Below are 22,212 nucleotides of genomic sequence, written 5' to 3'. Positions count from 1 at the left end.
CAGGGTCTTTACTCGCTGAACAAACCGGCAGTCGCATCACCTGCCGCTCGCTGCTCACAAACCAGTTGTTTGCAGCGAAGACATCGATTGTAGATCGAACAATCCTCAGTCCGCAAGAGGTTCGACAGGAAATTTTTCAGGCGGCCTGCGGAAGCGGAATCGACACCGGGCGGGAGTGCGACAGACCGGCCTGTCTTGGATCGTCGGCAGCCAGGACATGCTCGGCCAGTCCGTCCAGTGCGGCCAGGTCGGTGCGCAAGATGCGCTGCTTGATGGTGGGCAACTGCGTCGGATGCATGCTGAAGGAGCGCAACCCGAACGACAGCAGAACCTCGGTGAAGTCCGGGTCACCCGCCATCTCGCCGCACACGCTGACACCCTTGCCTGCTGCCTGGGCCATGCGGATCGTGTTGGCGACCAGCGCCAGCACGGCCGGATGCCAAGGGTCATACAGATGCGCGACAGCCTCGTCCGCCCGGTCGATGGCCAGTGTGTACTGGATCAAATCATTGGTGCCGATCGACACGAAGTCGAAATGCTGCAGAAAGCGAGGCAGCATCAGCGCCGCTGCCGGCACCTCGATCATGGCGCCCAGCGTCACAGCGCCGTGCGGTGTTCCTTCGGCGACCAGCTTGCTTCGGGCACGCTCCACGGCCTCCAGGGTCGCCCGGATCTCGCTCGGATGCGAAATCATCGGCACCAGCAGGCGCACGGGACCATGCACGGCAGCCCGCAGGATCGCGCGCAACTGGCCCTCGAACATGTCCGGATCGGCCAGACTCCACCGGATTGCCCGCAGGCCCAGCGCCGGATTGAGCGCGTGGTCATGCGCACTCATGCGGTCGAGCGGCTTGTCGGCGCCGATGTCGATGGTGCGGATCGTGACCGGCAGCCCCCGCATCGACTGCACGGCCGCCTGGTAGGCCTCGAACTGCTCCTGTTCATCCGGCAGTTCTCCCGAGCGGTTCATGAACAGGAACTCGCTGCGGAACAGCCCCACGCCTTCCGCACCAGCGGCCAGCGCCGCCGAGGTATCGCTCGGCAATTCGATGTTGGCCAGCAATTCCACCCGGTGTCCATCCAGCGTCACGGCCGGACGACCACGCAGACGCTGCAGCCGGTCCCGCTCCAGCTGGCCCTGCCGCTGACGAAACCGGTACTCCTCCAGCACCATCGGCGATGGGTCGACGATGACGAGGCCGGCATCGCCGTCGATGATGACCCAGTCGTCCTGGCGCACCAGCCGGCTGGCTTCGCGCGCGCCCACCACGGCGGGGATGTCGAGGCTGCGGGCGACGATGGCTGTGTGCGAGGTCCGTCCGCCGACCTCGGTGACGAAGCCGCGAAAGACACTGCCCTTGAACTGCATCATGTCGGCGGGCGAGATGTCGTTGGCGACCAGCACCAGCGGAGTCTCCTCGCCCTGTGACGACACGACGCCCCGTCGCATGATCGGCGGCATGCAGGCCCGGTCGGCGCGGTCCAGTGCGCGCAGCACCCGCTCGGCCACCTGTTCGACATCGGACTTGCGCTCGCGCAGGTACTCGTCGTCCATCTCGTCGAACTGCCGCGTGAGCGCATCCAGCTGCGCGGCAACGGCCCACTCGGCGTTGTAGTGCCGCTCTTCGATCCACTGGCAGGTGGCCTCGGCCTGCAACTCGTCCTTGAGCAGCATGACGTGCACGTCCAGCAGCGCCACCAGTTCGGCGGGCGTGTCGCCCTGCACTTCATCCTTGAGCGACTCCAGTTCGGCACAGACAAGATCACGCGCGGCGCACAGGCGGCGAATCTCGTCAGGCACCTGATCGGGCTCGACAAAGTAGTGGGCGACATCCACCCGACTGGACGCCACCAGCACGGCGCGCCCGATCGCGACCCCGCGCGAAACGGGTAATCCGAAAACCTGCATGCTCATCCTTCGATGCTAGCAGCGTGTTACCGGCCTGTCGCCCCGGTAACACCCAGGGCTCCACCGCAATTCCCCGACACGGTGTCATCGACGCGTCATGCCTCCGACACGGCGACGTCATCGCCCGGCACGACCATCGAGGCATTGATTCGAGGAGCCATCGATGAGGGAACTTCCCCAGCCTACCCTGCCCCTGGCCGACCTGCGGCTACAACGCCCGACAGCGGCTGCGCCACGTGCAGCCCGTGCTCCGGTCGAACGTTTCAGCGTGGGCTGGGCGAAGCACCAGGACGAGGTCCGCGAGGCCCAGCGCCTGCGCTACCAGGTCTTCGGTGTAGAGATGGGCGCCCAGCTCGCCCCCCCCGCCGGAACGCCTGCCGGGCTCGATGCCGACCGTTTCGACCCCTACTGCGAGCACCTCATCGTGCGCTGTGAAGACGACTCCCCGCAGGCAGGCGAAGTGATCGGCACCTACCGGGTCCTGACGCCGGACGCCGCGCAGCGCTTGGGCAGCTGGTACAGCGACACCGAGTTCGACCTCGGCCCGCTGCGCGCCCGGCTGGGCCGCACCGCCGAACTCGGTCGCTCCTGCGTCCACCCCGCGCACCGCCAGGGCGGCGTGATCCTCGCCCTGTGGGGCGCACTGGGGGCGTTTCTGCAATCCAATCGGCTCGACACCGTGATCGGCTGTGCGAGCGTGTCGATGCACGATGGTGGCCATGTGGCGGCGAGTCTGTGGGAGCGCCTGCGGGCCACCCATCTGGCCCCGATCGAGTTGCAGGTGCAGCCCCGGCTGCCGCTGCCGGTCGATGACCTGCGCCGGGATCTGCCCGCAGAACTGCCGGCGCTGATCAAGGGCTATCTGCGCTGCGGCGCGAAGGTGCTCGGCGCACCGGCCTGGGATCCGGACTTCAACACCGCCGACCTGCCGATGATGATGCGCCTGCAGGACTTGCCCGAAAAGTACCGCCGGCACTTCCTGGGCCACTGAACGCGTGCTCAGGCGCCTTCGCCGAACTTGTCGTTGACCAGCGCGCAGAGGGCGTCCATCGCCTCCTGCTCGCGGTTGCCGTCGATCTCGATCTCGATCTCGCTGCCCAGACCGGCGGCGAGCATCATCACGCCCATGATGCTCTTGGCATTCACACGCCGGCCATTGCGGCTGACGAAGATGTCGCAGGGGAAACTGCCGGCCAGCTTGGTGAACTTGGCCGACGCGCGGGCATGCAGCCCGAGCCTATTGCTGATGGTGATGTTGGTTCGGATCATGGCCGCCAGGAGGGAAAGCTTGGTTTTGAGGCCGGGTGGAGGCCACAGGGAGAACCCCCTGGACACCGCCCTTCATGGCACGGTCGAAGAGTTCGCCGACCGTCGCGTGCAAGGGAGAACTCAGCGTGCGCCAGAGCATCGACACGTTGATGCCCGCGATGGCCCGGATCCGCACGCCGTCCACCAGACGCTGCACCACATTGGCGGGCGTTGCACCGAACACGTCGCTGAGGATCAGCGCTTCGGGGTCGGCGACATCGTCCTCGTCGGGCAGCAGCGCCCGCGCCAGCGACTCGATCTCCTCGGAGGGCATGTCCGGCAACACGTCGAGCACCCGCAGCTTGTCGGCTTCATCGGGAAAGGCATGCGCAGCCACGGCCTTCAGGGCCGAGGCCAGGGGGGCGTGGGCAATGATCAGCAAGCGGGCCATGGGCGCGGATTATCAGTCTTGCTGCAGCGCAGCGATGATGCATTCATGCGACGAAACCCTCTCAGCCCGGCCAGCGCACGCTGCGCAGAAATTCGTCGGCACTCTCGGCCCACTTCGGCGGTGCGCCGCGCTGCGCCATGACGACAAACTGGAACACCTGCAAGCCGCGCACGGCAAACACGGCCTCGGCACGCGCCGGCTGACCCGTGCCAGCCGGACCGACGATCACGACGCGGCGGCTCTCGTCATTGGGGGTCATGCCGGCGATCCGGACCGGCTGGACCGACTCCTCGCTGCCCTGGAGCCGGGTCGCCAGACCCAGGCGCGACGCGCGCAGGACAGCGCTCAGGTGGCTCGGATCGTCGACATCCAGCACGGTGGCCGACCAGGACAGTCCCCCCGCGTCGCACACCCACATGCCCGCCCGCGTCGGGGCATCGGCCAGCACCAGTGCGCGCTCGGCATGTTCGGGCCGGCAGGGGAACTGCACCCTGGTCTGCGGGCCGACATCGACATCGCGCCAGTTGAGCGTCGGCGAACACGCCGCCAGCAGGCCGATCGGGGCGAGCAGGCACAGGAATCGTCGTGACAGGGGCAAGGTCGGTCGGCGCATCGCCGCATTATCTCTTCAGGGCTGGAACTGCACGAGCAGACGCTCCAGCACCGCCAGCATCGGCGATTGCAGCATCGGCAGCGTGAACAGCAGCCCGAACAGCCCGACCGTGATGGTGATGGCGAAGCCGATCGAGAAGATCTGCAACTGCTGCGCGACCCGGGAAATCAGCCCGAGCACCAGATTGACGAAGGCCAGCATCGTGATGGTGGGCAGCGCGATCCACAGGCCGTAGCGGAACAGGTCCGCGCCCCAGACCTGCGGCTGGATCTGCAGCAGCAGGTCCAGCGGGTGGTCGGACACCGGGAAACGCTGGAAACTCTCGACGACCACCGCGGTCAGCAGCAGGTGTCCGTTGATCACCACGAACAGCCAAGCGGCCATCGTGTTGAAGAAGCGCGCCGTGGCGGTCACCTGCGAGCCGCTGGTCGCGTCGAAGAAGCTCGCGAAGTTCAGGCCCATCTGCAGGCCGATGAGTTCACCCGCGAACTCGATCGACGTGAACACCACCTTGGCCGCAAAACCGATCGTCAGGCCGATCACCACCTGCTGCGCGACCATCGCCAGCGCTGTGGGACTGTCGAGCGGCACCACCGGCATCGGCGGCATGCCCGGCTGCGCGCAGAGCGCCACCAGTCCCGCCAGACCGACCCGGACACGCACCGGAATCGCGCGCATCGACAGCACTGGCGCTGCCGTGAACAGGCCCAGCACCCGCAGCAGCGGCCACAGCAGCGGCAGCACCCATTGGAGGATCTGCGCTTCGCTGAAGCCGATCATGTGCGTGGTGTCGGTGAAACGTCAGCGGGGGTCAGCCGACGGCACCGGGGATCGCCTGGAGCACCCGCTGGAGATACTCCACCAGCGTCGTCAGCATCCAGGGGCCGGCGATCATCATCACCGCCACACCGGCCAGCACCTTGGGCACGAAGGACAGCGTGGCCTCGTGCAGCTGCGTCGCCGCCTGCAGCACGCTCACGACCACGCCCACCAGCAGGATGGTCAGCAGCATCGGCGCCGCCACGGTCAGCAGCACGACGAGCGCCTCCTGGCCGTAGGTGAAGACTTGGGAAGAATCCATGGGAGCCTCGGGTCGGAACTCGGATCAGATCGAGAAGCTGGCGGCCAGCGAGCCGAGCAGCAGGTTCCAGCCATCGGCGAGCACGAACAGCATCAGCTTGAACGGCAAGGCCACCAGCACCGGCGACAGCATCATCATCCCCAGGCTCATCAGCACGCTGGCGACCACCATGTCGATCACCAGGAAGGGAATGAAGATCAGGAAGCCGATCTGGAAGGCCGACTTCAGCTCGCTGGTGACAAAGGACGGCACCAGCACGCGCAGCGGCAGGGCCTCGGGCTTGGGCGTGCCTTCCAGGCGGGCGAGACGCGAGAACAGCGCCACGTCGGACTGCCGGGTCTGGCGGAGCATGAACTGGCGCATCGGCCCCTCGGCGCGCGAGACCGCCTCCTCGAAGCTGATCTGGCTGGCCGCGTAGGGCTGGTAGGCATCGGCGTAGACCTTGTCCAGCGTCGGGCCCATGACGAAGAGCGTCAGGAACATCGACAGGCCGACGATCACCTGGTTGGGCGGCGCGGCCTGCGTGCCCATGGCCTGGCGCAGCAGGCTCAGCACGATGACGATGCGGGTGAAGCCCGTCATCATCAGCAGCATCGCTGGCAGGAAGGACAGCGAGGTGAAGAACAGCAGGGTCTGGATCGGCACCGAGTAGCTGCTGCCGCCACCGCCCTGCCCCACCATCAGGGGCAGGCCCGCAGGCGCGGTCGCAGCCGCCTGTGCCACCTCGGGAGACAGACCTGCCGCCAGCAGCAGCGCCAGCACGGCCCCGGCCGGCAGACCCGGCCAACGCCTCGGTTCATTGTTCATGGGACTTCACCGCCGGACCCTGCGGCCCGCGGCGCCACTGGTTGAGGAGATGGCCAAAGCTGGTCCCTGCGATCGACGGCAGTGTTGCCGCGCGCACCTGCACCGCGTCCTCAGCGACCGGGGGTGGCGCCAGGCGGTGCAGCACCGAGATCTGCTGCCCGGTCATGCCCAGCACCAGCCAGCAGCGGTCGCTGCCCTCGCCCACCTCGACGGTCACCAGACGGTGTTGCGGCGACAGCACCGACTGCGACACCACCCGCGTGGCCCCCGGCACCGTGCGCGACGACAGTCCCGCGTAGCCGCTGCGCTTGAGCAGCCACAGTGCGGCCGGAATCGAGACCAGGACCAGCGCCAGCCAGATCAGGGGGGTCAGGGAAGTCAGCGAAGGTGTCATCGCAGCGTCTTTCAGCAGCTCAGTTGCCGCGGGACAGGCGGCGCATGCGCTCGCTCGGGGTGACGATGTCGGTCAGGCGCACGCCGAACTTCTCGTTCACCACCACCACCTCGCCCTGGGCGATCAGGTAGCCGTTGACCAGCACGTCCATCGGCTCGCCCGCCATCGCGTCGAGTTCGACCACCGAGCCTTGTGCCAGGTGCAGGATGTTCTTGATGGGGATGCGTGTGCGGCCGAGTTCGACCGTGAGCTGCACCGGGATGTCCAGGATCAGGTTCAGATCCTTGCCACTCGCCGCGCCGCCCGACACCATCTCCGCCGCGCTGCCAAAATCGGTGAACGGAGCGGCCTGCGGCACACCCGAGCCGTAGCCCGGCAATGCATCGACCGCCGATCCGATGTCCTGCCCCGCAGGCGACTCGTCCAGTGCAGCCGCCCACTCCGCCGCCAGAGCATCCTGCTCCGACAGGCCAGCATCCAAGTCTTCAGACATTTTGATCTCCGATCCAGCTCACTTGCGGGCTGGTCAACATGCGTTCCACGCGGATCGCGTAGTGTCCGTTCGAGGTGCCGTAGCTCGCTTCGACCACCGGCACACCGTCCACCTTGGCCCGGATCAGCTTGTCCAGTTCCAGTTCGATGAAATCGCCGGCCTTCATCGCCAGCAATTGCTCGACCGTGGCGGGCGCGTGGGCCAGCTCGGCCACCAGCTGCACCTCGGCCGACTGGATCTCGTCGGACAGCATCCGCACCCAGCGGCCATCCTTGCCCGGGCCTTCGCCCTGGTTGCTGCTGCGCAGCACGTCGCGGATCGGCTCCAGCGACGAGTAGGGAAAACAGATCTGGATCGTGCCGACCGACTCGCCGATCTCCACCGTGAACACGGTGCTCACCACCAGCTCGCTCGCCGAGGCGATGTTGACGAACTGCGGCTGCATTTCCGAGCGCTGGTAGGCCAGCTCGACCGGGTACACGCCCTGCCAGGCACGGTTGTATTCCGACAGCACGATGTCGACCAGCCGCATGATCACGCGGTGCTCGGTGGCCGAGAACTCGCGGCCCTCGATGCGCACCGGGTACTTGCCGACGCCGCCGAACAGCGCGTCGATCACCGCGAACACGAAGCTCGGGTCGCACACCACCAGCCCCACGCCGCGCAGCGGCCGCATGGAGACGATGTTGAAGTTGGTCGGCACCATGGTCTCGCGCAAGTAGTTGCTGTACTTGTGGACCTTGATCTCGCCGGCCGAGATTTCCATCGTCCGGTGCGTGAACGCCGTCATCACCGGGCAGACATTGCGGGCAAAGCGTTCGTTGATCGATTCGAGCATGGGCATGCGCCCACGCACGATGCGCTCCTCGCTCGCCAGGTTGTAGTCGCGCACCTGCCCTTTCGGCTTGTCGGACACTTCCCCGGGCACGTCCCCCGAGATGCCATCCAGCAGGGCATCGACTTCATCCTGGGACAGATTCAGCTGGCTCATGGTGTGCGATCACTGCACGATGAAACTGGAGAAATGCACCTGCTGCACCGGGTTGTAGACCGGCGCGGCCCGGCGCTTCTTCTTGGAGGGTGCGCCCTCTTCCTCCGCGTCCGCCTCGATGTTGATGCCCATCGGACGCACGGCCTCGCGGGCGATCTCGGCGGCCAGTGTCTCCTTGCCCTCGCGGCCGAGCATGTCGGCCGCCGTCTTGTGCGACAGGATCATCAAGATCGCGTTGCGGATCGCCGGCATGTAGACCTTCATCTCGTCGGCGAACTTGGCATCGTCGATCTCCAGCGTCACGCCGATCTGGGCGTAGCGGTCGCTGTCGCGGTCCGCCAGGTTGACGACGAAGGGTTCCAGCGGCAAGTAGGCCGGCGGGGTATGGGCGTCGCGCTTGTGGGGTTTGCGCGCTGGTGCGGCCTCGGCCGCTTCGCCATGACCGCCGCCTTCTGCTTCCGCAGCGGCATCGGCCTTGCGCTTCATCATCACGTAGCCCCCTCCGCCGCCGGCAACCAGCAGCAAGACGACGCCGATGATGATCCAGAGCTTCTTGGACCCCTTCTTCGCAACAGTTGTTTCCGCACTCGCAGCGGCAGCCGACATGTCCTTCTCCTGCGTGCTTGAGGCCTCCGTGGTGTGGCCTCTGATTGAAGGCAATTATTGGTACCGGGCCCTGTGGTCGAAGTTCGGAAAAGCGCAGCAAATCCGGAGATGGGCGGCGCCGGCGCCGATCAGGCGAACAAGTCGAGACGTCCGGCACGCCCGGGCGACGGACCGATGGAGACGGACTCACGCGCAGAGGTCACCGCACGCCCGTCGATCGAGAACAGTTCCGTGGGGCGGCGCGGCGCGCGCTCCCCGAAGCCGGACCGGCCGTCCGCGAAGGCGTCGTGGCGCCCCCGCCCGTCCGACCCTGCGCCACCAGCGCTGGCCGGATCGCTGCTGCTGCCACCCGCCGCGCTGGTCGCCAGCGACTCCTTGGAGACCTCGTGCACGCGGCTGTGGGTCAGCGACAGCCCTTCGTCCCGCAGCGCCTCGGTGAGGCCAGGCAGGGCGGCCTCGAGATGGTGCCGCGTCAGGGCTTCGCTGGCACCGAACTCGATCCGCGCCGCGCTGCCGTTCAGCTCGATCGACACCGACACCGGCCCCATCTCGACCGGATTCAGGTGCAGGGTCACTTCCTGTCGGCCCTGCTCCGCCTGCCCGGCCCGCCGCACCAGCTCGACCACAACCTCGTCCGAGAACCCTGGCTGGGTCACGGGTGTCTGGATCCAGGTCTGCGCCGGGGCGACCACCGGGCCGCCCCCTGACATGGCGGTCGGTGTTGCTGCGGCGGCGTTCGCCGCAGCCTGCGCCGCGGACAGCAGCACCTGGGCATCTTGGCCCGCGGACGGACCGATACCGTCCACCGGCGCCCGCGCGGCAACGCGCGTCGATTCCAGCGGGCCTGCCGAAGGCGCCACGGCCGGCTGAGGCACCGGCACCCAGCCCGCGCCCGCCGTCGACTCCGACGTCGCGGCCGGCGTGGCCGGCGGGACCTCGAACTTCCTGCCGATGGCCGGGAGATTGTCGCCACTGGTCGACCGGGCACCAGGCTCTTCGGCAGACGTCGCGCGGGCGGCCTCCAGCTTGCCGGACCGGCCGGCGCCGTTGCCGCGCACCGCCTTGTCCTGCCCCACCAGCTCGAATCGGCCCGGCAGGCCGGCCGGCAATCCCGTCTGCAGCAGGCCGTCTCCCTCCTGGCGGCCGAGCCCCAGCCGGCCAGGCGCTACCGCCACGGGGCTGACCGGCACTGGCGTGGCAGCGGGTGGCGCCATCTGCAGCATCCACTGCATCAGCGTGGTGCTGGTCGCGGCCACTGCGGCCGGGTCGGCCGGGTCGGCCGCGTCGGCATCGGCCCGAGGCCGGGCGCGGGCGGGAGTGTCGGTGGCGTCCGCCGGAGCGACTGCACTGGCGGCTTCCGGCTCGGCCTCCACGGCCACTGGAACCGCCGCGACCAGACCCGCCATGGCCGCCGGCACAGGCACAGGCACAGACACAGACAGCGCTTCGGCCCCGGCCTCCTGGTCCTTCAATGCGACCTTGCTCGCTTCACGCCCCGGCCCAGGACCGGGCACAGCGTTCGGACCCAGGAGCGGTCCAGACCCCGAAACGGGACGGGCACCAGGACCAGAACCTGGACCAGGGCCCATCTCGGGGACCAGTGAACGGCGGAACAACGGGGCGGCGGCGGGCGCCGGTGCCACTGCCGCGGCCACCTCAGGCGCCTCGGCGGCGCCAGTGTCCGCACCTGCCACCGCCGCTGCTGCGCCGGCCAGACGGACAGCGCCCGGATCAGGTGCCGCCTCGCCCACCAAGGCCGGCGTGTCCGCCGCCGCAGTGGCGTCCGGCGCCACCGCCGCCTGCAGCAGGCGGGCAAAGCCACCCGGATCGGCCCGGGTATCGGGGGGGCCGCCAGCAGCATGGCCGCGGCCGTGGGCATGGCCGGCGGCATGGGTCGATGCCGGGGCCAGATTCAACAAAGGAGAGTCCATGGCATTCACCAGCCTTGGCGGCCGGGCTCGTTGTTGCGTGCCCACGCGGCACGGGCGGACCGTTCATCGGACTGGCGCTGTTCCTGGCGGTTCTGGTGCAGGCTGATCGCGTCGGACCGGCGCTTCATCAGCTTGCTGATGGCGGCCACGCGGCGTTCGGCCTCGAGCGTGTCGGTCTGGCGCTTCGTGAGTGCCTGGCGGGCACGGTCGACCTGACCGGCCTGCAGATCGACCGCGTCATGCAGCCGGCCGGAGAAGGCGTGGTGGCAGTGCAGCAGTGGCACGGCCACCGACTGGCTGAACGCGGCCGACCAGCGGTTCTGGTGGTCCTGGCGGTAGGCGGTGAGCTGGGTCTGCTGCTGCACGGCCGTCGACAGCGCCTCGTCGGCGCGCCGCTGCAGGGCCAGCGCCTGGTCGCGCTGGCGTTCGGCGTGTTCGAGCAGGGTCACAAGGGCTTTGGGCATGAACAGAACGCGCGGGGTCACCAGCGCGGAGTCGTGAATCAGTGGCGGGTGATGTGGCGCAGCATCGCCAGGCTGTCGCCCAGCGTCGCGCGCGCACCGGTGTCCTGCTGCAGCATGGCCATCATGGCCGGCTGTGCGCGCACGGCTGCATCCAGTTCGGCGTCATGGCCGGGCACGTAGGCGCCCAGCTGGATCAGGTCGCGTGCCTTGCTCAGCTTGGAGAGCATCTTGCGCAGCTGGCGGGCGGATTCGATGTGCTCGCGTGTGGCCACATTGGTCATCACCCGCGAGATGGAGCGCTCGATGTCGATGGCCGGGTAGTGGCCCGACTCGGCCAGCTCGCGCGAGAGCACGATGTGGCCGTCGAGGATGCCGCGGGCGGCGTCGGCGATCGGGTCCTGCTGGTCGTCGCCCTCGCTGAGCACGGTGTAGAACGCGGTGATCGAGCCTTGGCCGGCGTGGCCATTGCCGCTGCGCTCGACGAGTTGCGGCAGCTTGGCGAAGCAGCTCGGCGGATAACCTTTGGTGGCGGGCGGCTCGCCGATGGCCAGTGCGATCTCGCGCTGCGCCATGGCGTAGCGGGTCAGCGAGTCCATCAGCAGCAGCACGTCCTGCCCCTGGTCGCGGAAGTGTTCGGCCACCGCGGTGGCGTAGGCCGCGCCCTGCAGCCGGTTCAGCGGCGGCGCATCGGCCGGTGCGGCGACGACGACCGAGCGCCGCCGGCCCTCCTCGCCCAGGATGTCCTCGATGAACTCCTTGACCTCGCGTCCGCGTTCGCCAATCAGGCCGACCACGATCACGTCGGCCGCGGTGTAGCGCGCCATCATCCCGAGCAGCACCGACTTGCCCACGCCCGTGCCGGCGAAGAGGCCGATGCGCTGGCCCTTGCCGACGGTGAGCATGGCATTGATCGAGCGCACGCCGGTGTCGAGCGGCTTGCGCACCGGGTCGCGCTCCATCGCGTTGATCGGGCGGCGCACCAGCGGCAGCGACTGCACATCGCGCAGCGGTCCGCCGTGGTCGAGCGGATGGCCGCTGGCATCGACCACGCGGCCCAGCAGCCCGTTGCCGATCGGCAGGTGGCGCGAGCGGTCCTCGCTGCGACGCCACAGGTGGCGGCTGACGCCAAGTTCGGGGGCCTGCACCGGCACGTCCAGCGGAATCACCCGTGCGCCGCTGGCCAGCCCGTGGATCTCGCCCGCCGGCATCAGGAAGGCCCGGTCGCCCGAGAATCCGACCACCTCGGCCTGGATCGCCGGCTGGCCCGGCATCAGCACTTCGCACAGCGAACCGACCGGCACGCGGATGCCCGCGACCTCCAGCACCAGCCCGGCCACCCGCACCAGCGTGCCCTGCACCGACAGCGGGAGCTTGGCGCTCGCCCGCTCGTGCAGGTCGTCGAGGTAACGCGCCCAGGCGTCCGTTGCGGTGGCCTTCATGGCGTGGGGGGATCGTTGTCTTGGTTGTTGTCCACCTCGGCCAGCGCCGGGGAGCCCATGGCCGCCACCGCACTCGCCCAGCGGGTGCCGAGCCGGGCGTCGACGACCCCCAGATCCGACTCCAGCAGACAGCCGCCGCGCTCGATGTGCGTGTCGGCGATCAGGCGGGCACCGCGGGCCTCGAAGGCGTCGGCGCAGCCCTGTTCGATCCAGGTGAGGTCCTCGGGATGGACCTTCACCGTGATGTGGCGCGCCGAGAGCAGCACTTCGGCCAGGGCCTCCTGCGTCACCTCCACGACCAGCGCAGCATTGGTCTGCAACTCGGCGCGCACGACCTGGCGCGCCATCTGCATGGTGATGCCGGCCAGTCGCTGCGCGAGCGACTGCTCCAGCGCGTCGATGCCCTGCTGGAACTGCACCAGCAGCGCCGCCACCGGTGCACCGACCTCGCTCGCCTGTTGCTGCCGGAAAGCCGCCAGCGCCTCGCGGGTCTCCGCGCGCAGGGCCTCCGTGGTTTCCTCGCGGCCGAGCTGGCGGCCCTGTTCGAAGACTTCGGCCAGCCGCGCCTGCAGCTGGGCCTGGCGGGCCGCACGCAGCGCCTCGGGATCGACCGGGGCTGGCGCGGGCACCGGCTCCTTGCCGCTGGCCTTGGCGGCCTCCTGGCGGAGCCGGGCGTCGAGGCTGTCGGGCACCCAGGCCACCGCCCGGCCAAGTTCCTCGCGCGGAATGAAGCGCGCGTAGGACGCGCCGGAGGGCCGGACCGGGCCGGGCGCTTCGGGCAGGTCCACCCGCGGCACGCGCTCGTGCCGCTCCAGCCGCTGCGCGAAGGTGCTGGGGGACGGGTCAGAGGAACTGGCCATCGCCTCCTCCGCTCATGGCGATCTGGCCTTCGTCGGACAGGCGGCGCACCACCTGCAGGATGGTCTTCTGTTCGGCCTCGACCTCGGCCACACGGACCGGGCCGCGCGAGGCCAGGTCTTCGCGCAGCATCTCGGCCGCGCGGCTGGACATGTTGCGGAAGATCTTCTCGCGCAGTTCCTCCGTCGCGCCCTTGAGCGCCACGAGCAGCGATTCGCTCTGCACTTCCTTGAGCACGGTCTGGATGCCGCGGTCGTCGACGCGCATGAGGTCGTCGAAGGTGAACATGTTGTCGGAGATCTTCTGGGCCAGGTCCACGTCGGTGCTGCGGATGTAGTCGAGCACCGAGGCCTCGACGCCCGTGCCCATGAGGTTGAGCACCTCCGCCGCCGTCTTGACGCCGCCCAGGTTGGACTTGCTGCCGCGCCCGCCACCGGCGAGCACCTTGGACAGCACCTCGCTGAGTTCCTGCAAGGCCGCCGGCTGCACACCATCGAGCGTGGCCAGGCGGATCATCACCTCGTTGCGCTGCGCCTCCGGGAAGCGCCGCAGCACGGCGCTGACCTGGTCGGGTTCGAGGTGAACCATGATCACCGCCACGATCTGCGGGTGCTCCAGCCGCAGCAGTTCGGCCACCGTCACCGGGTCCATCCACTTCAGGTTGTCGATGCCCGGCGCGTCGTCGGCGCCGACGATGCGGTCGAGCAGCAGCTTGGCCTTGTCATTGCCCAGCGCGCGGTGCAGGACCTTGCTGACGTAGTGGTCGGTGTCGAGGCCGAGTTCGATGAACCCCTCCTCTTCGACCTGCTCCTCGAAGCGGACCAGCACCCGCTCGTAGCGGTCGCGCGAGATCGACTTCGTGCGCGCGATCTTCTCGCCCAGGCTCTGCACTTCCTTCGGACTGAGGTGGCGGAACACGTCGGCCGCCTCCACCTCGCCCATCGAAATCAGCAGGATTGCGGCATCTTCCAGACCCTGGTCATCCATTCATCGCCTCTCAGTCCGCGTCCTTGCCATTGGCCCAGCCGCGCAGGATGCGTGCGACCGAGGCCGGATTCGTCCGCACCATCTGGCGCACGGCCTCCAGGCGCTTGTCCGAATCACTCAATTCCACTTCCGGTGCCGGCAGCGCCTGCAGGGCGGTGCCCACACCGTCGCCGCTCAGGGCCGGCAGCTCCGTGGCGTCGTCCACGACCGTGTCCAGCTGGCTGGCCAGCTTGGTGACTTCGGTTTCCTTGTCGCGGCGCAGGTCGCGCAGCACCGGCCGGATCACGCCGAACACCAGCGCCAGCCCGAGCAGGCCGAGCACCAGCGGCACGGCGAGCGTGCGCACCATCTCCAGCGTCTCCGGCTGTTTCCACAGCGGCAACGCGTCGATCTTGTCGAGCACCGGTGCCTTGAACGGCGCGTTGATGACCTTGACCGAATCGCCCCGCTCCTTGCTGAAGCCGACGGTCTCCTGCACCAGCGCGACCAGCTTGTCGATTTCCTCGGGCGACAGCGGCTGCGACTGGGTCTGGCCCTTCTTGTCGGTGCTGGTGCGGTGGTTCACGACCACGGCCACGGCGAGGCGGCGGATGCCGCCCGACGACGCGCGGGTCACACGGACGGTCTTGTCGATCTCGAAGTTGGTGACCGCGTCACGCCGGCCACCCGCACCCAGCGCGCCCTGCCCGACCTGTGAGGCCTGCATGGATTGCGCCGCGCCATTGATCGGCGCGGACGCCGCCGCCTGCGGCTGGTTGGTGGCCGCACCCGGCACACCGCTGGCCAGCGCACCGCCGCCCGAGCCACTGCCGTTTTCCGAGAGCTGCGAGCTGCGCACCGCCGCGGGCACACCACCCTGGTTGGGCTTGAATTCTTCGGTGGTCGACTCCGACTGCGAGAAGTCCAGCTCGGCCGACACCTGCGCGCGCAGGTTGTCGCGGCCGACCACGGGCTCCAGGATGTCGAGGATGCGCTTGGTATAGAGCGCCTCGATGCGCGCGATCTGCTGCACCTGGTTGGAATCGAGTCCGCCCGCGCCGCCATCGCCGCTGTCCGAGAGCATCGCACCGCTCTGGTCGAGCACGCTCACCGCCTTCGGGCTCAGCTCCGGCACGCTGGCCGACACCAGGTGCACGATGCCGGCGATCTGCGCGCGGTCGAGCGTCTGGCCGCCATGCAGGGTCAGCAGCACCGAGGCGCTGGGTTTCTGCTGGTCGCGGAAAAAGCCGTTCTGGTTGGGCAGCGCCAGGTGGACACGGGCCGACTCGACCGCCGACAGCGCGGTGATCGAGCGCACCAGCTCGCCCTCCAGGCCGCGCTGGAAGTTCAGCCGTTCCTGGAACTGGGTCGTGCCGAAGCGGGCGTTGTCCATCAGCTCGAAGCCGACCGTCGAGCCTTTGGGCAGGCCCGACTGCGCCAGCTTCAGGCGCACGTCGTGCACCTGGTCCGCTGGCACGAGCACGGCGCCGCCGCCCTCGCTGAAGCGGTAGGGCACGTTCATCTTGGTCAGCTGCGCCACGATGGCGCCGCCGTCCTTGTCGTTCAGATTGGAGAACAGCACCCGGTAATCCGGGCGCGCGCTCCACATCGCCGACAGGCCGATGATGGCCAGAAACAGCAGAAGGCCGCCCGCGAGCATGGCCTTGCGCATCGGGGGCAAGGCGGAGAAACGCTCCGCCAGACGTGCCACGCCAGCTCCGGGAGCCGGTGGTGCCGCAGTCAGGGTGGTCGAGCTGGAGAGGTCCATGTCCAATCGGTCGTTACACGCAGCCCAAATGGTCGCGCTGGGATTGGATTATTCGAGTGCGGCCCTGCGCCGAAGCCGGAAACAGGCAACCGATCCCCGCACTCTTCTGTCCATCCCACCAGCGGTACTTCCCTAGGATGGCGAAGCTGTGGAGGACCCCTCATGGACATGAAGCTCAAACCTTTCGACTTCGCCCAGGCCGTTGCACGGGCCGGGATGGCCGGCCTGGGCACGGTCACGTCGACCCCTTCCGCGGAGGGCCCGTCGGGCGGCTTCTCCCAGGTGTTCAGCCAGGCGCTGCGCAGCGTCAGCCAGGCCCAGAACACCGCGCACGACCTGCAGCGCGAGGTGACCCTGGACAACCCCAAGGTCAGCCTCGAAGAGACCATGGTCGCGATGCAGCGCTCCAACATCGGCTTCCAGGCCGCGCTGCAGGTGCGCAACCGGATGGTGCAGGCCTACAGCGACGTGATGAACATGCAGGTCTGAGCCTTCAGCCCGAAAAGCCATGCAAAAAGCCCCCGGTGGTGCGAACCCCGGGGGCTTTCTTGACTGTGCAGTGCGCTGCGCGGTCTACAGCGTCAGCAGCCGATGGCGTTTCTGCGTGTGGTCGAGGTAGCGCTGCAGATCCTTGTGGGCACCCGGGCTCAGGTCCACCAGTTCGCAGCCGATGCGGCGGAATTGCGACGGCTCCAGTCCGACATTCGACACATGCATCACCCGCAGCGTCACGTGCAGCCGGGTGGACGCATCGAGTTCGATGATCACCTCGGGCAGCACTTGCCCGCCATGGAACAGGTCCAGCTCCTCGTTGAGCATCAAGGCGACCCCGGTGTGGCTGATGTCGACGATGCGCAGATCGATCTGGCGCCGGGCCAGGTCGGGATGGCTCAGCAAGGCATGCGGCTGGGTCCGCCCGACCGGCCGCACGCGGAACGCATGGCGGCGCTGGAAGCGGAAGACCTCGCGCGGATACTGCGCATTGAAGGCACTCGCGCTGCGCCCGTGCACGAGCACCAGATCGTGCAGATCGAACTGCACCTTCACGCTGTCGAGGTAGCCCGTGGCCATCACCTCATGCGATTCGGTCATGCGCTGCACCGCCTCGTCGCGCGGATCGGCCGCGAAGACCAGCACGCCGCGCTGCGGATCTTCCGCCCAGAGCGAGGTCGGGTAGTTCACGCCGTCCGGGGTTGTCAGTGACAGCGGCACGTCACCATCGACGAACTGCTTGAGCAAGGCGCGGATCTCGACCAGCGCACGCACACGGTGTTCATTGACATCGGATGCAGGCTCACCGGCGCCGGGGCTGGTGGTCGAAGGGGAAGTCGGGGTGCTCATCCGGATCGCTCCTGCCAGAGGTCAATGCAGCGTCTTGCGGGGCGGGCCGGCCAGCATGCTGTCCAGGTCCTCCAGCCAGGGCTCGGCGAGCATGCGGATCTCGGCATCGTTGAGCAGGATGCGCTGCATGATCCGGGACTTCATCTGCACTTCCTCGCTGGCGAGCCGGTCCTGGCCGGCCGCGTGCTTGAGCTGCGAGATGAGGACGGCACAGGCCCCTTCGAGCTTCACGACACGGTCCCAGTTGCCCACGCGGGCGGCTTCCAGCATGTCGAGACTGGCCTGCTCGATGGCTTCGTAGTACTGCAGCAGGGTGCTCTTGCGCAGCGGGGGGCTGTACTGTGTGCGGGCGGTGGCGGCTTTGGACATGTTGGACCCAGTTTTTTTACTTCAGTACCAGGGGCAGGCAGGCCGATTGCCCGGACTCAGCCCGCTGCCCCGTGAGAAACATTGGCGCCGATGGCTGCCCAGGCATCGCGGAGCGGCCGGATCAGGCGGTCGACCTCCAGAAGCAGCGCCGGGTCATTCCGCAGGTTGCCGCGCGTCAGCTGAACCACCGCGTAGTGGTACAGGCTGCGCAGATTCCGGGCAATCTCGCCGCCAGACTCCATGTCGAGTCCGGCGATCAGGCCCTCTTCCAGGATGCGTACCGCCCTGCTGATCTGCGCGCACTTCAGTTCGACGATGCCGCTGGTCATCGCGACACGAGCCCGCCCGATCGATTCGAGAAAACCGTCGTACAGCATCAGCACCAGATGGTGTGGCGACGCCGAGGAAACGCCTGTTTCCACGCCGATCTGCCGATAGGCATTGGCGAAATGCTGCGGACGATTGAAGGGGGTGGACATGGCGCTGTTGAACATGCGATGGCTTCGGTTGGGGACGATTGGCAACTGGCAAGCAGTGTGAGTTGCTTATCGACTTGGCAATGCGGAGACTTGAGTTCGGATGCGCAGGCTGATCGGGCCTCAGGCGCACCCAGGCGCTGCGGCCAGGGGCGCGGGCGGCAGACCGGCGTCCTGACGCGCCACCATGCGCAGCAGGAGCTGCTCGAAGTCCCTTGCGAAGCGGCGACCGTCGAACAGGGTGGACTGGGTGCGTCCCAGCTCCAGCCTCGCCTTGAGTGCCTGGAAACGCGCCGGCTCCTGCGCCAAGGCAATGGCCCGCTGGATGTACTGGTCGATGTCGGTGCACGCCAGGTCCGGCAGGTCCAGCGCATGGAGCAGGCTACCCGCGACCCGGGACGCAAAGCTCTGCCCCATCAGGGCGAGCACGGGCACACCCGCCCACAGCGCGTCGCTGGCGGTCGTGTGCCCGCCGCAGGGGAAGGTATCCAGGCACAGGTCGGCCAGCGGCAGGCGTGACCGGTGCAGGTCACCGGAGAGAAACGGCGCGAACACCAGACGATCAGGATCCAGCCCGTGCTGCACGGCGGCCGCACGCAGGCGCTCCCGGGTCGGCTCCTGCTGCACCAGCAGCCACAGCACCGAGCCGGGTGTCGCCTCCAGGATGTGGCACCAGGCCGCAAACACTTCCGGCACGATCTTGTAGGCCATGTTGAAACTGGCGAACACGAACGTCGCGTCCTCGGGCAGTCCGCACTGCGCCCGGGTGACCGGTGCCGGCCGTGCACGGGTGCTGTCGTTGGGCTGGTAGCAGTGCGGCATCTGCGCGATGCACTCGGTGAAATGGGGCTGGGCGTCCATCGGTGTCGTGACCGGATCGCCGATGAAATAGTCGAGGCTGGGGGCACCCGCCGTCCCCGGGAATCCGAGCCAGGCGATCTGGATCGGCGCGGGACGGTAGGCCAGCACATCCATGCGCGAACCCAGCGTGTAGCCCTTCAGGTCCAGCAGCAGACCGATCTGGTCTGCCCGAATCCGCTCCGCCAGCTGTACGGACGACAGGTCGCCGGTCTCGATCCAGCAAGCCGCCGTTCGCTGGACGCGCGCGCGCAGCGCCGAGTGGTCGTCGGGGCCGCCGGAATAGAAATAGAGCGCGAACTGCCCGGTATCGATGCCCTCGAGAAACTCGGCCATCAGGATGCTGGTGGCATGGACATGGAAATCGCTCGACATCAGCCCGATGCGCAATTTCCCGTCCGGCCGGGGCACCTTCTGTCCAGACCGCTGGCGCACCGGCTGCATCCCCGCGCAATGCTCCTGGTAGGTCAGGCCGGCCGCCCATTTCAGGATGACAGGGTCGTCGGTGAGCGTGATCAGCGGAAACGGGCTCTTGCCGGTCACCGGGCGCTGGCGGGTCGTTTCCACGTGCGCGATGCACAGGCGCAGGCGCTCGAAATCCTCCGCCAGCCCCGCCCAGTCGCAGGCCCAGGAACTCGCGTGCGCCGCGCACAGGGCTGCGCCGAAATCGAGGGGGTTGTCATCGAGCAGCATGCGGTAGCACCAGGCGGCTTCCGCATGCCCGCCGAATTTCATCAAACCATGGCCCATGCCCTGCAAGGCCTGCTTCTTCAATATCGGATCCTGCCCTGCCCGGGTGAGTGCTTCCGAGCACGACCGGACCGTGCCATCGAAATCCAGCAGCGCCAATTGCGCCTTGGCCTTGGCCAGATACCACTTTCCGCTGCGCGCAACGTCGGCTTGCAAACCATCCAGGACCACCAGGGCCTCGGAATTCCGGTGGGCCTCCAGCAGGAAGTCCGCCAGTAACAAACATACTTCCGCATCGCTTTGCTGGAGTTGCCAGGCGCGCCCAAGGTGCTGAATCGCCTGCTCTGGCTGGCCGAGTTTGTGCTCGCATTGCGCCAGCAGCAGCCAATACAGTTGCTGGCGTGGCTCGGCCCGCACGGCTTTCAGGAATTGCTCTCTGGCCGCAGTGGCCTGGCCTTTGCGGAGAAACTCCTTGCCACGGATTCCTGCTCGTCGGGCCAGATCGCTTTCACCCTTCGGGCCTGCAGGACGGGACGATGCGGGACGTACGGCGGTGTTGGCAGTCATGATGGGAGCGCAGCCTCGAAAAGCAGAAGTGGGGACGAGTCTAGGACCCGCCCCCACCTGTCAACGCCGGAAAAAGTCCGCGCCAGACGCCAGTTCGATCACCCGTAGAGTTGCTTGATCATCAGGTTGACCGAGTTGCTGGTTGCCGTGATATTCGACATCCGCTGGTCCAGCGCGTCATATTGCTTGCGCAGCCGGGCCTCGATGCCCTGGTACCGCACATCCAGCGCATCCTGCCGATCGGTGACCCGGCGCAACTGGCTCTTCAGACCGGCGGTCCGGGTTTCCATGGGACCGTCCGTGCCCTGGGCAGCATCAGCAAACGCACGAAACCGCTTCGCAAACCCCGTCATTGCGGTGGAATCTCCGGTGCCGCCACCATTGAGCAGGGCCTTCACCTGGGATGGATTGGCCAGCGCGTCGTCCAGTTTGGACGACTTCAATTCCAGTCGGCCCGTCGCATTCAAGGACAGCCCGATGTCGGACAGTCGACTCAGCGAACCGCTGCCAGTGCCGGTGAAATTGTCGTGGAGCAGCGACTGCATCTTGTTCAGCAATCCGATGGCGGTGCGGTCCGACTGGAGTTTTCCGGCGGTCTTGGTCGCGGCGTCGTATTTGGTTTCCGTCTTGATCTGATCGACCATGCCGTTGTAGGCGGACATGAAATCGTTGATCCTGGCCTTCACGTCCGTGAAATCGGCCGCCACCGTCATTTCGATCGGACTGGTCGTGGTCTTGTTGAGCTTGATCGATACACCCTCGACCACCCCGTCCAGCGTATTCGAGGCAGAGGTGACCGAGATGCCATTGACGACGGCACTCGCATTGCGCGCACGCTGGCTGAGCGCCATTGGCGACGCCGTGGACGTGGCATCGAAAGCCAGCGCCGACAGACCGGTCGCGGCGTTGCCATCGTCATTCGTCTCGTTCACCGACACGCGAAACGCGTTTTCCGCCCCGGTGGCGGTGGACCGCAAGGTCAGGCGGGAGCCTGACGCGTCCGTGACGATCCCGGCCGTGACGCCTGCGGCGGCCGCATTGATCTTGTCGCGGATCGATCCCAGAGAGACGTCACCCGACCCGATCGAGATGGTGATGCCGGAGGTGCCGGTCTTGGAGGTGAACGCGGTGGGCGGAGCCCCCCCGGTCCAGCTGCCAATGTCAATCGTCAGGGTGCCTTCGGAGAGTTGAGAGGCACTTGAGGCGAACGCCGTGCTGCTCACGGTCTGCGCCGAAGCCAGGGCGTCCACCTGCAGGGAATAGGAACCGGTCGCCCCGCTTTTCCCGCTGATCGACGTCACGGTCGCCACCGAGGCGTCCGACAACGTGGTGGAAGTCTTCCCCCAGAGTTCCGAGGAGTTGAACGCGGCCGACTTGTCCCGCAGCGTGGCCAGCGTGTTCTGGATCTTGCCGAAAGACGAGATCTTGGCGTTGATCGACGACTCCTCCTTGTTGAGGGCGATCAACGGCTGTTTCTCGATCGTCATCAGCTGGCTGATGATCGACGTGACGTCCAGGCCGCTGCCCAGACCGGATGAGGTGACGGAACCCATGGTGCAAACTCCTCAAGCACCGAAGCGCAAACACGGCTGGGCCGGTCTGCGCACACGATGCATCGACTTGACTGACAGGGACCGGGGCGGGTAGATCCAGGGATGTATCCCGCCTCGGCCTATTCCACTTCCGGATCGATCAGCGCAGCAGCGACATCACCTGCTGCGGGGCCTGGTTGGCCTGCGCCAGCATCGCGTTGCCCGCCTGCTGCAGCACCTGCGCACGCGACATGTTCGAGGTTTCCACCGCGAAGTCCGCATCCATGATCCGGCCCTTGGCGGCCTGCAGGTTCTCCGACGTCGTGCTCAGGTTCGCCACCACGCTCTCGAAGCGGTTCT

The 22,212-nt window shown here is 67.6% G+C and carries 25 protein-coding genes; 2 read left to right on the top strand and 23 right to left on the bottom strand.

Annotation, left to right across the window (positions count from 1 at the left end; translation table 11 throughout):
• Nucleotides 1-136: 136 nt before the first annotated feature.
• Entirely contained in the window at nucleotides 137-1,915 is a 1,779-nt protein-coding gene (gene ptsP / locus AABN02_RS21155) for a phosphoenolpyruvate--protein phosphotransferase (RefSeq protein ID WP_338416893.1), read from the bottom strand.
• Nucleotides 1,916-2,072: 157 nt separating this feature from the next.
• Between ptsP and AABN02_RS21150 the strand changes: the two genes are divergently transcribed.
• Nucleotides 2,073-2,900: a GNAT family N-acyltransferase gene (locus AABN02_RS21150; RefSeq protein WP_338416892.1), complete on the top strand. Its 828-nt coding sequence runs from the start codon at nucleotides 2,073-2,075 to the stop codon at nucleotides 2,898-2,900.
• Between the two features lie 8 nt (nucleotides 2,901-2,908).
• On the opposite strand, the gene AABN02_RS21145 is transcribed toward AABN02_RS21150, so the two are convergent.
• The 16 genes from AABN02_RS21145 to fliF all read right to left on the bottom strand — a co-directional run bounded on the left by AABN02_RS21145 (nucleotide 2,909) and on the right by fliF (nucleotide 16,019).
• Nucleotides 2,909-3,178 carry an HPr family phosphocarrier protein gene (locus AABN02_RS21145; RefSeq protein WP_338416891.1) on the bottom strand — a complete coding sequence of 90 codons (270 nt, stop codon included), beginning with the start codon at nucleotides 3,176-3,178 and terminating at the stop codon, nucleotides 2,909-2,911.
• Complete coding sequence (locus tag AABN02_RS21140) at nucleotides 3,147-3,608, bottom strand: PTS fructose transporter subunit IIA (protein WP_338416890.1); 462 nt, start codon at nucleotides 3,606-3,608, stop codon at nucleotides 3,147-3,149. Before AABN02_RS21140 ends, AABN02_RS21145 begins: the two co-directional genes overlap by 32 nt.
• Nucleotides 3,609-3,669: 61 nt before the next feature.
• Nucleotides 3,670-4,221, bottom strand: a complete 552-nt coding sequence (locus AABN02_RS21135) for a hypothetical protein (RefSeq protein ID WP_338416889.1) — start codon at nucleotides 4,219-4,221, stop codon at nucleotides 3,670-3,672.
• 15 nt (nucleotides 4,222-4,236) lie between these two features.
• On the bottom strand, nucleotides 4,237-5,001 hold the full coding sequence (gene fliR / locus AABN02_RS21130; RefSeq protein ID WP_338416888.1) for a flagellar biosynthetic protein FliR: 765 nt from the start codon (nucleotides 4,999-5,001) through the stop codon (nucleotides 4,237-4,239).
• Nucleotides 5,002-5,032: 31 nt separating this feature from the next.
• The gene (gene fliQ / locus AABN02_RS21125) at nucleotides 5,033-5,302 is read right to left on the bottom strand and encodes a flagellar biosynthesis protein FliQ (protein ID WP_338416887.1); all 270 of its coding nucleotides are present in this window, start codon (nucleotides 5,300-5,302) and stop codon (nucleotides 5,033-5,035) included.
• A gap of 24 nt (nucleotides 5,303-5,326) precedes the next feature.
• Nucleotides 5,327-6,109 (bottom strand): flagellar type III secretion system pore protein FliP, encoded by a 783-nt coding sequence (fliP, locus tag AABN02_RS21120; RefSeq protein ID WP_338416886.1) that lies wholly within the window; start codon nucleotides 6,107-6,109, stop codon nucleotides 5,327-5,329.
• Complete coding sequence (locus AABN02_RS21115; protein WP_338416885.1) at nucleotides 6,099-6,503, bottom strand: flagellar biosynthetic protein FliO; 405 nt, start codon at nucleotides 6,501-6,503, stop codon at nucleotides 6,099-6,101. The genes fliP and AABN02_RS21115 overlap by 11 nt, the downstream gene beginning before the upstream one ends.
• A 19-nt stretch (nucleotides 6,504-6,522) precedes the next feature.
• A complete protein-coding gene (gene fliN / locus AABN02_RS21110; protein ID WP_338416884.1) occupies nucleotides 6,523-6,996 on the bottom strand; it encodes a flagellar motor switch protein FliN in 474 nt (157 codons plus the stop codon).
• The gene (gene fliM, locus AABN02_RS21105; RefSeq protein ID WP_338416883.1) at nucleotides 6,989-7,987 is read right to left on the bottom strand and encodes a flagellar motor switch protein FliM; all 999 of its coding nucleotides are present in this window, start codon (nucleotides 7,985-7,987) and stop codon (nucleotides 6,989-6,991) included. The genes fliN and fliM overlap by 8 nt, the downstream gene beginning before the upstream one ends.
• 9 nt (nucleotides 7,988-7,996) lie before the next feature.
• Entirely contained in the window at nucleotides 7,997-8,593 is a 597-nt protein-coding gene (locus AABN02_RS21100; protein WP_338416882.1) for a flagellar basal body-associated FliL family protein, read from the bottom strand.
• A 128-nt stretch (nucleotides 8,594-8,721) separates the two neighbouring features.
• On the bottom strand, nucleotides 8,722-10,524 hold the full coding sequence (locus AABN02_RS21095; protein WP_338416881.1) for a flagellar hook-length control protein FliK: 1,803 nt from the start codon (nucleotides 10,522-10,524) through the stop codon (nucleotides 8,722-8,724).
• A gap of 5 nt (nucleotides 10,525-10,529) precedes the next feature.
• On the bottom strand, nucleotides 10,530-10,988 hold the full coding sequence (locus tag AABN02_RS21090; RefSeq protein WP_338416880.1) for a flagellar FliJ family protein: 459 nt from the start codon (nucleotides 10,986-10,988) through the stop codon (nucleotides 10,530-10,532).
• 38 nt (nucleotides 10,989-11,026) lie between these two features.
• Entirely contained in the window at nucleotides 11,027-12,427 is a 1,401-nt protein-coding gene (gene fliI / locus AABN02_RS21085; RefSeq protein ID WP_338416879.1) for a flagellar protein export ATPase FliI, read from the bottom strand.
• Nucleotides 12,424-13,287, bottom strand: a complete 864-nt coding sequence (locus AABN02_RS21080; protein ID WP_338416878.1) for a FliH/SctL family protein — start codon at nucleotides 13,285-13,287, stop codon at nucleotides 12,424-12,426. Before AABN02_RS21080 ends, fliI begins: the two co-directional genes overlap by 4 nt.
• A complete protein-coding gene (gene fliG, locus AABN02_RS21075) occupies nucleotides 13,271-14,272 on the bottom strand; it encodes a flagellar motor switch protein FliG (protein WP_338416877.1) in 1,002 nt (333 codons plus the stop codon). The genes AABN02_RS21080 and fliG overlap by 17 nt, the downstream gene beginning before the upstream one ends.
• 10 nt (nucleotides 14,273-14,282) lie before the next feature.
• Nucleotides 14,283-16,019: a flagellar basal-body MS-ring/collar protein FliF gene (gene fliF / locus AABN02_RS21070; protein WP_338416876.1), complete on the bottom strand. Its 1,737-nt coding sequence runs from the start codon at nucleotides 16,017-16,019 to the stop codon at nucleotides 14,283-14,285.
• 216 nt (nucleotides 16,020-16,235) lie between these two features.
• Between fliF and fliE the strand changes: the two genes are divergently transcribed.
• A complete protein-coding gene (fliE, locus tag AABN02_RS21065; protein WP_338416894.1) occupies nucleotides 16,236-16,508 on the top strand; it encodes a flagellar hook-basal body complex protein FliE in 273 nt (90 codons plus the stop codon).
• Nucleotides 16,509-16,592: 84 nt separating this feature from the next.
• Here the strand turns inward: fliE and AABN02_RS21060 are convergent, their stop codons facing one another.
• The 6 genes from AABN02_RS21060 to AABN02_RS21035 form a co-directional block, all read right to left on the bottom strand.
• Nucleotides 16,593-17,360 carry a flagellar brake protein gene (locus AABN02_RS21060; RefSeq protein WP_338416875.1) on the bottom strand — a complete coding sequence of 256 codons (768 nt, stop codon included), beginning with the start codon at nucleotides 17,358-17,360 and terminating at the stop codon, nucleotides 16,593-16,595.
• A 21-nt stretch (nucleotides 17,361-17,381) separates the two neighbouring features.
• Nucleotides 17,382-17,729, bottom strand: coding sequence for a flagellar protein FliT (locus tag AABN02_RS21055; protein ID WP_338416874.1), 348 nt, complete (start codon nucleotides 17,727-17,729; stop codon nucleotides 17,382-17,384).
• 56 nt (nucleotides 17,730-17,785) lie between these two features.
• Entirely contained in the window at nucleotides 17,786-18,208 is a 423-nt protein-coding gene (gene fliS, locus AABN02_RS21050; RefSeq protein WP_338416873.1) for a flagellar export chaperone FliS, read from the bottom strand.
• A gap of 120 nt (nucleotides 18,209-18,328) precedes the next feature.
• On the bottom strand, nucleotides 18,329-20,377 hold the full coding sequence (locus AABN02_RS21045) for a tetratricopeptide repeat protein (protein WP_338416872.1): 2,049 nt from the start codon (nucleotides 20,375-20,377) through the stop codon (nucleotides 18,329-18,331).
• A 41-nt stretch (nucleotides 20,378-20,418) separates the two neighbouring features.
• Nucleotides 20,419-21,873: a flagellar filament capping protein FliD gene (gene fliD, locus AABN02_RS21040; RefSeq protein ID WP_338416871.1), complete on the bottom strand. Its 1,455-nt coding sequence runs from the start codon at nucleotides 21,871-21,873 to the stop codon at nucleotides 20,419-20,421.
• Between the two features lie 139 nt (nucleotides 21,874-22,012).
• On the bottom strand, nucleotides 22,013-22,212 hold a 200-nt coding region (locus AABN02_RS21035; RefSeq protein WP_338416870.1), incomplete at its 5' end, for a flagellin.

The sequence above is a fragment of the uncultured Sphaerotilus sp. genome (genome assembly GCF_963924895.1).
In the GTDB taxonomy this organism is placed as follows: Bacteria; Pseudomonadota; Gammaproteobacteria; order Burkholderiales; family Burkholderiaceae_C; genus Sphaerotilus.
The sequence above is the reverse complement of the archived record's forward strand: the minus strand, read 5'-3'. Positions and strand labels throughout refer to the sequence as shown.

Excerpts from the sequence above, each read along its gene's own strand:
- ptsP (WP_338416893.1), bottom strand. The coding sequence starts at position 1,915 with ATGAGCATGCAGGTTTTCGGATTACCCGTTTCGCGCGGGGTCGCGATC.
- AABN02_RS21150 (WP_338416892.1), top strand. The coding sequence starts at position 2,073 with ATGAGGGAACTTCCCCAGCCTACCCTGCCCCTGGCCGACCTGCGGCTA.
- AABN02_RS21145 (WP_338416891.1), bottom strand. The coding sequence starts at position 3,178 with ATGATCCGAACCAACATCACCATCAGCAATAGGCTCGGGCTGCATGCC.
- AABN02_RS21140 (WP_338416890.1), bottom strand. The coding sequence starts at position 3,608 with ATGGCCCGCTTGCTGATCATTGCCCACGCCCCCCTGGCCTCGGCCCTG.
- AABN02_RS21135 (WP_338416889.1), bottom strand. The coding sequence starts at position 4,221 with ATGCGCCGACCGACCTTGCCCCTGTCACGACGATTCCTGTGCCTGCTC.
- fliR (WP_338416888.1), bottom strand. The coding sequence starts at position 5,001 with ATGATCGGCTTCAGCGAAGCGCAGATCCTCCAATGGGTGCTGCCGCTG.
- fliQ (WP_338416887.1), bottom strand. The coding sequence starts at position 5,302 with ATGGATTCTTCCCAAGTCTTCACCTACGGCCAGGAGGCGCTCGTCGTG.
- fliP (WP_338416886.1), bottom strand. The coding sequence starts at position 6,109 with ATGAACAATGAACCGAGGCGTTGGCCGGGTCTGCCGGCCGGGGCCGTG.
- AABN02_RS21115 (WP_338416885.1), bottom strand. The coding sequence starts at position 6,503 with ATGACACCTTCGCTGACTTCCCTGACCCCCCTGATCTGGCTGGCGCTG.
- fliN (WP_338416884.1), bottom strand. The coding sequence starts at position 6,996 with ATGTCTGAAGACTTGGATGCTGGCCTGTCGGAGCAGGATGCTCTGGCG.
- fliM (WP_338416883.1), bottom strand. The coding sequence starts at position 7,987 with ATGAGCCAGCTGAATCTGTCCCAGGATGAAGTCGATGCCCTGCTGGAT.
- AABN02_RS21100 (WP_338416882.1), bottom strand. The coding sequence starts at position 8,593 with ATGTCGGCTGCCGCTGCGAGTGCGGAAACAACTGTTGCGAAGAAGGGG.
- AABN02_RS21095 (WP_338416881.1), bottom strand. The coding sequence starts at position 10,524 with ATGGACTCTCCTTTGTTGAATCTGGCCCCGGCATCGACCCATGCCGCC.
- AABN02_RS21090 (WP_338416880.1), bottom strand. The coding sequence starts at position 10,988 with ATGCCCAAAGCCCTTGTGACCCTGCTCGAACACGCCGAACGCCAGCGC.
- fliI (WP_338416879.1), bottom strand. The coding sequence starts at position 12,427 with ATGAAGGCCACCGCAACGGACGCCTGGGCGCGTTACCTCGACGACCTG.
- AABN02_RS21080 (WP_338416878.1), bottom strand. The coding sequence starts at position 13,287 with ATGGCCAGTTCCTCTGACCCGTCCCCCAGCACCTTCGCGCAGCGGCTG.
- fliG (WP_338416877.1), bottom strand. The coding sequence starts at position 14,272 with ATGGATGACCAGGGTCTGGAAGATGCCGCAATCCTGCTGATTTCGATG.
- fliF (WP_338416876.1), bottom strand. The coding sequence starts at position 16,019 with ATGGACCTCTCCAGCTCGACCACCCTGACTGCGGCACCACCGGCTCCC.
- fliE (WP_338416894.1), top strand. The coding sequence starts at position 16,236 with ATGGCCGGCCTGGGCACGGTCACGTCGACCCCTTCCGCGGAGGGCCCG.
- AABN02_RS21060 (WP_338416875.1), bottom strand. The coding sequence starts at position 17,360 with ATGAGCACCCCGACTTCCCCTTCGACCACCAGCCCCGGCGCCGGTGAG.
- AABN02_RS21055 (WP_338416874.1), bottom strand. The coding sequence starts at position 17,729 with ATGTCCAAAGCCGCCACCGCCCGCACACAGTACAGCCCCCCGCTGCGC.
- fliS (WP_338416873.1), bottom strand. The coding sequence starts at position 18,208 with ATGTCCACCCCCTTCAATCGTCCGCAGCATTTCGCCAATGCCTATCGG.
- fliD (WP_338416871.1), bottom strand. The coding sequence starts at position 21,873 with ATGGGTTCCGTCACCTCATCCGGTCTGGGCAGCGGCCTGGACGTCACG.